This is a genomic window from Kitasatospora sp. P5_F3 (genome assembly GCF_054049135.1).
The window spans coordinates 1-5,819 of record NZ_JBFUMY010000143.1 but is presented as its reverse complement, the minus strand read 5'-3'; the positions used below and the strand labels follow the sequence as shown (position 1 = coordinate 5,819).

General features: G+C 74.1%; 10 protein-coding genes. All 10 read right to left on the bottom strand.

Features of this window, described 5'->3' with window-relative positions:
• Positions 1 to 692 (bottom strand): DsbA family protein (locus ACXJMZ_RS36295; protein WP_457034272.1); only part of this gene is annotated, 692 nt, incomplete at its 3' end.
• 28 nt (positions 693 to 720) lie between these two features.
• Positions 721 to 1,476: a 3-oxoacyl-[acyl-carrier-protein] reductase gene (fabG, locus tag ACXJMZ_RS36290; RefSeq protein WP_457034271.1), complete on the bottom strand. Its 756-nt coding sequence runs from the start codon at positions 1,474 to 1,476 to the stop codon at positions 721 to 723.
• Complete coding sequence (locus ACXJMZ_RS36285; RefSeq protein ID WP_457034270.1) at positions 1,476 to 1,964, bottom strand: 3-hydroxyacyl-ACP dehydratase FabZ family protein; 489 nt, start codon at positions 1,962 to 1,964, stop codon at positions 1,476 to 1,478. The genes fabG and ACXJMZ_RS36285 overlap by 1 nt, the downstream gene beginning before the upstream one ends.
• The gene (locus tag ACXJMZ_RS36280) at positions 1,961 to 2,353 is read right to left on the bottom strand and encodes a 3-hydroxyacyl-ACP dehydratase FabZ family protein (protein ID WP_457034269.1); all 393 of its coding nucleotides are present in this window, start codon (positions 2,351 to 2,353) and stop codon (positions 1,961 to 1,963) included. Before ACXJMZ_RS36280 ends, ACXJMZ_RS36285 begins: the two co-directional genes overlap by 4 nt.
• Positions 2,350 to 2,607, bottom strand: coding sequence for an acyl carrier protein (locus ACXJMZ_RS36275; protein ID WP_457034268.1), 258 nt, complete (start codon positions 2,605 to 2,607; stop codon positions 2,350 to 2,352). Before ACXJMZ_RS36275 ends, ACXJMZ_RS36280 begins: the two co-directional genes overlap by 4 nt.
• Positions 2,608 to 2,611: 4 nt before the next feature.
• Positions 2,612 to 3,769, bottom strand: coding sequence for a beta-ketoacyl synthase N-terminal-like domain-containing protein (locus ACXJMZ_RS36270; protein ID WP_457034267.1), 1,158 nt, complete (start codon positions 3,767 to 3,769; stop codon positions 2,612 to 2,614).
• Positions 3,770 to 3,845: 76 nt separating this feature from the next.
• Positions 3,846 to 4,238: a hypothetical protein gene (locus tag ACXJMZ_RS36265; protein WP_457034266.1), complete on the bottom strand. Its 393-nt coding sequence runs from the start codon at positions 4,236 to 4,238 to the stop codon at positions 3,846 to 3,848.
• Positions 4,238 to 4,648: a hypothetical protein gene (locus tag ACXJMZ_RS36260; protein WP_457034265.1), complete on the bottom strand. Its 411-nt coding sequence runs from the start codon at positions 4,646 to 4,648 to the stop codon at positions 4,238 to 4,240. Before ACXJMZ_RS36260 ends, ACXJMZ_RS36265 begins: the two co-directional genes overlap by 1 nt.
• A 1-nt stretch (position 4,649) precedes the next feature.
• A complete protein-coding gene (locus ACXJMZ_RS36255) occupies positions 4,650 to 4,976 on the bottom strand; it encodes a hypothetical protein (protein ID WP_457034264.1) in 327 nt (108 codons plus the stop codon).
• The coding region (locus ACXJMZ_RS36250; protein WP_457034263.1) for an alpha/beta hydrolase at positions 4,969 to 5,819 on the bottom strand (851 nt) is incomplete at its 5' end. The genes ACXJMZ_RS36250 and ACXJMZ_RS36255, both read right to left, overlap by 8 nt.

Here is a 5,819-nt window from a genome sequence, read left to right as displayed (position 1 = left end):
GCGTGCCCGGGGTCGGCCAGCTCGCCCGGCAGCGGCGGGGTCGCCTGGCCCGAGGACGGCGCGGGCGGGCGGCCGCCCGCCGCCGCGGCGAACTCGGCGAGCCGGTCCAGGCCCCAGAACTTCTCCCGGCCGGCCAGGAAGAACGGCACCCCGAAGACACCGTCGTCGCTGACGCTCATCAGCGCGGCCAGGCCGACCCCGCGGAGTTCGGCATCGTCCGCCGCGCCCGCCGCCGCCACCGGGTCGAAGCCCACCTCGCGGGCGAGGCCGGCGATCACCGTACGGTCACAGACGTCCAGGCCGGCCAGCCAGCGGGCCCGGAAGACAGCCTGGGTGAACTCCTCGGCGAGCCCGGCCCGTTCAGCCACGAACCACGCCAGGTGCGGTACCTCCCACTGCGGATCGCGGTCCACCGGCCAGCTGACGGCCAGCCCTCGGGCCCCGGCCAGCCGCCGGACGTCCTGGAGGATGTAGAAGTGCTTCTCGCGGGACATCGGTTGGTAGACGAATCCGCCGCCGGCCTCGGCGAGCAGCTTGCGGCTCAGCTCGTCGGGCTCCCAGAACGGGATCCGCCGCACCGACCGCGCGAGCTCGGGGTGACGCTCCGTCAACTCCAGGTGTGCCAACCAGGAGTACGGGCTTCGGAAGGAGAAGTAGTAGCGCGGCGGACGCCGCGCGGACGGCCTGGTCATGGGTTCACCTCGGGGGTCGGGCGCCGGGTCAGATGACGATGCCGCCGTCGATCTGGATGACCTGGCCGGTGATGTAGGCGGCCTGCGGTGAGGCCAGGAAGGAGACCAGGTTCGCCACCTCGTCGGAGGTGCCCCAGCGGCCCAGCGGAATGGCCCGGACCTTCTCCTCGCGCACCTTCTCCGGGAGCGCGGCGGTCATGTCGGTCTCGATGAAGCCGGGAGCCACCGAGTTGACCCGGATGCCGTACCGGCCGACCTCCTTGGCGAGGGCCCGGGTGAACCCGTTGATGCCCGACTTGGCGGCCGAGTAGTTGCTCTGGGTCGGGTGCCCGTGCACACCCGCGACGGAGGACAGGGTGATCACGCAGCCGGCCCGACGCTTCATGAAGGAGAAGATCGCGGCCCGGCAGGCGTGGTAGGTGCCGCCCAGGTTGACGTCGATCACCTGCTGCCAGTCCTCGTCCGCCATCATCAGCAGCGAGCTGTCGCGCACCACCCCGGCCGAGGTCACCAGGGTGTCCAGCGGCCCCAGTTCGTCCTCCACCCGCTGGACGAACCCGCGCACCGCAGGTCCGGTTGAGACGTCGACGGCGGCGGAGAGCGAACGGGCGCCCAACCCGGCCAGCTCCTTCTCCAGGCTCTCGGCCTCGGCCTTCCGTGACTGGTAGCAGAACGCCACGTCCCAGCCGTCCTCGGCCAGTCTGGTCACGATCGCCCGGCCGATGCCGCGGGTCCCGCCGGTCACCAGGGCGACCGGCCGACCGGCTGTGGTGGCAGTGGACATCACACCTCCTCGTCGGTGGCGCGGGCACCCTCGTGCCCACGCAGTTCGGTTGCCGGGCGGCAGGCCATGACCACCCGCTCCACGGTCAGCACCGTGACGCCGCCGACCGTCGAGCGGCCCTCGACCACGGCGCTGTCCGCCAACAGCCGGACGGCCCGCACCTCGTGCTCGACGGTGTCGCCGGCCCGGACCGGGGCCGGCAGCCGGATGCCGCTGATCCCGCCGAACAGCATCACCTCGCCGCTCAGCACATCGGGGTTGGGCCGGTCCCAGGTGACCAGCAGGCCCGCGGTCTGGCACCAGGACTCGATCAGCAGGACGGGCGGGAACGGCCCCAGCGGGTCGGCGTCCCGGAAGCACTCCTCCTGCCCGGTCACCGTCAGCCGGGCCGTGATCCGCTCGCCCGGCACCACCTCGTCCACCTCGTCCACCAGCAGCATCGGCGACCGGTGCGGCAGCAGTTTCTCGATCAGCGCCCGGTCGGTCATGCCGCGACCGCCAGCCGGTAGCGCAGCCGAGCGGTCGCCACCCGCTCGTCGCCGCAGGAGAGTTCGGCCCGGCAGCGCAGGCCGTCCGCAGTCGGTTCGGCGGTGGTCCGGACGGTCACGGTGCGCCCGGGGAACACCGGGGCGAGGAAGCGGCAGCTCTCCACCTCGGCCAGCACCGGCTCGCCGAGCCCCGCCACGCTCTGCCGGACCGCCTGGTCCACGCACTCCAGCAGGCACACGCCGGGGAAGATCGGCAGGCCCGGGTAGTGGCCACGCAGCACCGTCTCGTCGGCGCGCACGGTGTAGCTGCCCGTGAACTCGCCGGGCCCGGTGGGGATGCCGCTGACCGTGCGGTCGAGCGGGGTCGGCCGTGGCAGTACGGCGCTCACCGGTCCAGCTCCCCGACCAGCAGCGCGTGCGCCCGGGCCAGCGAGGTGACCTCCCGCAGCCGGGACTCGTCGAGCTTCACCCCGTAGGTCTTCTCCAGGACCACCATCAGCTCCAGAGCCATCAGGGAGTCGACCTCGAGGTCCTCGGCGAAGCGGGCGTCGTCGGTGATCAGGTCGGCGGGGACGTCGAGTACGTCCGCGATCAGCGCGCGCAGCTGGTCGCGGTTGGGAACGGAGGTGTGTTGCCGGGTCATGGGGTCACCTTTCCGGGTGTGTTGAGGGAGTGGAGCGGGCGGGGGAGTCCGGAAGACGCAGCACGGCGCAGCCCACGACGCCGTCCCGGTCGATGGCGGTGATGAGGGCGCAGCCACCGGCTTGCCCGGTCCCGGTGTCGGCGTCGGCCGCTGCCTCGGCGAGGACAGCGGCGATCTGGAACGCGCCGGAGACCGCGCCGGTGTCGCCCACCAGCGGTCCGAGCTCGGTCCACCGGGGGGTGGCCCCCGGCAGGGCCTTCTCGATCGCCGTGCGCTCCAGCTCGTACTGCGCCGGGTCCACGGCGGACGGTGCGACGTGCCGGATCAGGTCCGGGGTGAGGCCGGTCGCGGCCAGCGCCGCGGTCACCTGCCTGGTCAGCAGCTCGAGTGCCTCGTCCGGCGTCGCGAAGACGCCGAGTTCCAGCGTCAGCAGCTCGGCCAGCGGCTGCTCGCCGCGCTCGGCGATGACGTCGAGCGGTTCCAGCACGAGTACCGCACAGCCTTCGCCCAGAACGGCCGGGACGCCGTCCGACGACCAGGCTTCGAGCCGGGCGCGCTGCTCGGAGAACTCCTCGACGGCGCCGCACAGCACCTTGCTCGCGCGGCCGGACCGCCAGAGCCGCCGGGCGTAGCTCAGTGCCAGCAGGGTGGTCGCCCGGCCGCCGGCGATCGTGGTGTTGGGTCCGTGCAGGCCGTGCCAGATGGCGCACTGGCCGGCCGCACAGTTCATCACGGTGTTCGGGAACCGGGCCGGGTCGACGTGGTAGGGCTTGCCCTGGGACAGCGAGTCGCGGGTGAAGTCCATCATGCTCTGGACGCTGCCGTTGCTGGTGCCCAGCACCAGTGCCACGTCGTCGGCGGGCGGCGCGCCGGCCGAGGCACCGCTGTCCAGCAGCATCCCCACGGTGGCCACCGCCAGTGCGGTCGCCCGGTCCATGGACCGGGTGCCCTTGCGGCCGAGGACGGCCCTGGCGTCGAAGTCCGGGACCACGGCGGCCTCGGCCACCGGGACGGCCCGGTGTTCCGGGCCGAGTGGGCCGACGGTGCTCCGGCCCGATCGGACGCCCCGGGCGAAGACGTCACGGCCCGCGCCGTACGGCGACGTGGCCGCCCAGGCGGAGATGCCCAGGCGCGTCCGGCCGGGGGAGGGGGACACCGTCATCTGTTCGCTCCTTCGCTGAGTGTGGTGGTGGGCGGTGCGGTCAGAGGTGCGGTCAGCAGTGCGGTCAGCGGTGCGGTCAGAGGAACCACACCTGCTCGTATGCGGGCAGTAGTTCGGCGAGCCGGTCGCCGTCGAAGGGCCGTACGCCCGGCAGCAGACGGTCCGGCCCGAGGCCGAGCCGGGCCAGGCCCGCCAGGTCCGCCCGGACCACGGCCCCGTCGGCGAGCAGGTCGGTCAGCCCGGTCGCCGGGTCCGCCACGGGAGCCGCGCCAGCCAGGCCCAGTGGCAGTGGCCCGGTGCGCGGCGCGTCGACCGCGGCGGTCACCGCCGCGCCGCGCAGCACCAGGTCCAGCCCGCCGAACTGACGGTTCAACTCCCTGGCGGCGTAGAGGACATCGGCGAAGGAGGTCTCCACCGCCCCGGTCTGCACCGGCCGCTCCAGCACGGCCAGCAGTGGCTGACGGACCATCACGGACCTCCGAGGTAGACGGCTTTGCGGCATTCGCCCACGGTGGCGGCGATCCGCAGCGCGGACCGGACCCGTACCGGCGCGATGTGGTCGACCGCGCGCTCCTGGCTGCAGAACCGGCAGGCGTTCCACCGCACCCGGTCGGGCCGCCGGTCCAGCAGGTCCTGCACCAGGGCGGCGCTGGTCGGGTAGTCGGTGCCCAGCTCGCGCAGGTTGCGCGGGTGGCGGTCGCCGAGCGCGGCGGCGGTGAGCAGGGTCGCCGACCCGCACGCCCAGACCTGGGCGCGGGCGCCCTGGTCGGCGACCGCCCACAGCAGGCGCAGCACGGTGGTCGCGCTGTCACCGGTGTGCGGGGTGGAGGTGAGGAAGAAGAGCACGTCCCAGTCGGGTGCGCGGAGCAGCGAGGTCATGTCAGTGCCACACCACCCGGACACCCTCGGCGAGCAGCGCCCCGGCGAGCTCCGCCGGGCCGCAGACCCCGACCTCGGCCGGCAGGTCGTCCGCGCGCAGCGCGTGCCGCTCCAGCGAGTACCCGTCGGCCTGCACCCGGACGCCCGCGGCGAGGACCTCGGCCAGGCCGTCCGCCGGGCGGGCGACCGCCGCGAGCACGCCGTCCTGGAGCAGGCAGAGGCGGACCTGGTGGCCCAGCCGGGCCAGTGCCGCGGTGTCCCGGAGGAAGGCGCCGCCGCCCGGGTCGGTGAACGGATGGCGGCTCTCCACCATCAGGTACTCAGTCATCGGTCCGCCCCACTGTGACCGGGGCGCGGTCGAAGGCGTCGGCGTAGAAGGCGGTGAGCTGCCGCGCGTACTCCACCCGGTCCAGCCGGTGCGCGTTGACGTGGATCGAGTGGGGGGCCGTCCAGACCCGGGCTCCCGGGGTGCCGGCGGCGACCGCCTCGATCTCGCTGGGAGGCACCAGCGTGTCGCGGGCGGCAGCCACGAACAGCAGCGGCAGGTCGGTGCCGGACAGGGCCGCGAGCCAGTCCCTCCGCACCCTCAGCCGCCGCCCGACGGTGCGGACGAAGACCCGGCCCGCCAGCGCACGGGCCGGCCGGGCCCGTAGGTACCGGGGCAGCAGGCGGGCCTGCAGGTCGAAGTAGCGGCGGATCGCGGCGGGCACGTCGGCGCCCGGTCCGCTGTCGCAGACGACGGCGTCCGGGCCGCCGGGACCGCCCAGCCCGTACACGGCGGGCCAGGTGGAGAAGGACAGGGCGAGCACGCCGACGGCGCCGCGCCGAGCGTCCGGCAGCGCCCGGACGTGGGCCAGTGCGTCGTGCAGGTCGGAGGTGAACTTGTCGGCCATCGCGCGTACGTCCGGGTCGTCGTCGCTCGCTCCGTGGTTGCGCAGGTCGTAGGCGAGGACGTGGTGGCCGGCGTCGTGCAGCAGCCGGATGTGCGGCAGCACTCCCGAACGGTCGCGGCCGACCGGATGGCAGACCACCACCGTGTGCGGGCCGTCCCCGGGGACCAGCCAGGCGGCCAGCCGCCGGCCGTCCCGGGTGTCGATCCCGGTGTCCTGCCAGTCGAGGCCCTTGTCGGCGGGGGTGCGTCCGCCCTGGGTGCGCGGCGGCCGGTACAGCG

Excerpts from the sequence above, each read along its gene's own strand:
- fabG (WP_457034271.1), bottom strand. The coding sequence starts at position 1,476 with ATGTCCACTGCCACCACAGCCGGTCGGCCGGTCGCCCTGGTGACCGGC.
- ACXJMZ_RS36260 (WP_457034265.1), bottom strand. The coding sequence starts at position 4,648 with ATGACCTCGCTGCTCCGCGCACCCGACTGGGACGTGCTCTTCTTCCTC.
- ACXJMZ_RS36275 (WP_457034268.1), bottom strand. The coding sequence starts at position 2,607 with ATGACCCGGCAACACACCTCCGTTCCCAACCGCGACCAGCTGCGCGCG.
- ACXJMZ_RS36270 (WP_457034267.1), bottom strand. The coding sequence starts at position 3,769 with ATGACGGTGTCCCCCTCCCCCGGCCGGACGCGCCTGGGCATCTCCGCC.
- ACXJMZ_RS36255 (WP_457034264.1), bottom strand. The coding sequence starts at position 4,976 with ATGACTGAGTACCTGATGGTGGAGAGCCGCCATCCGTTCACCGACCCG.
- ACXJMZ_RS36285 (WP_457034270.1), bottom strand. The coding sequence starts at position 1,964 with ATGACCGACCGGGCGCTGATCGAGAAACTGCTGCCGCACCGGTCGCCG.
- ACXJMZ_RS36265 (WP_457034266.1), bottom strand. The coding sequence starts at position 4,238 with ATGGTCCGTCAGCCACTGCTGGCCGTGCTGGAGCGGCCGGTGCAGACC.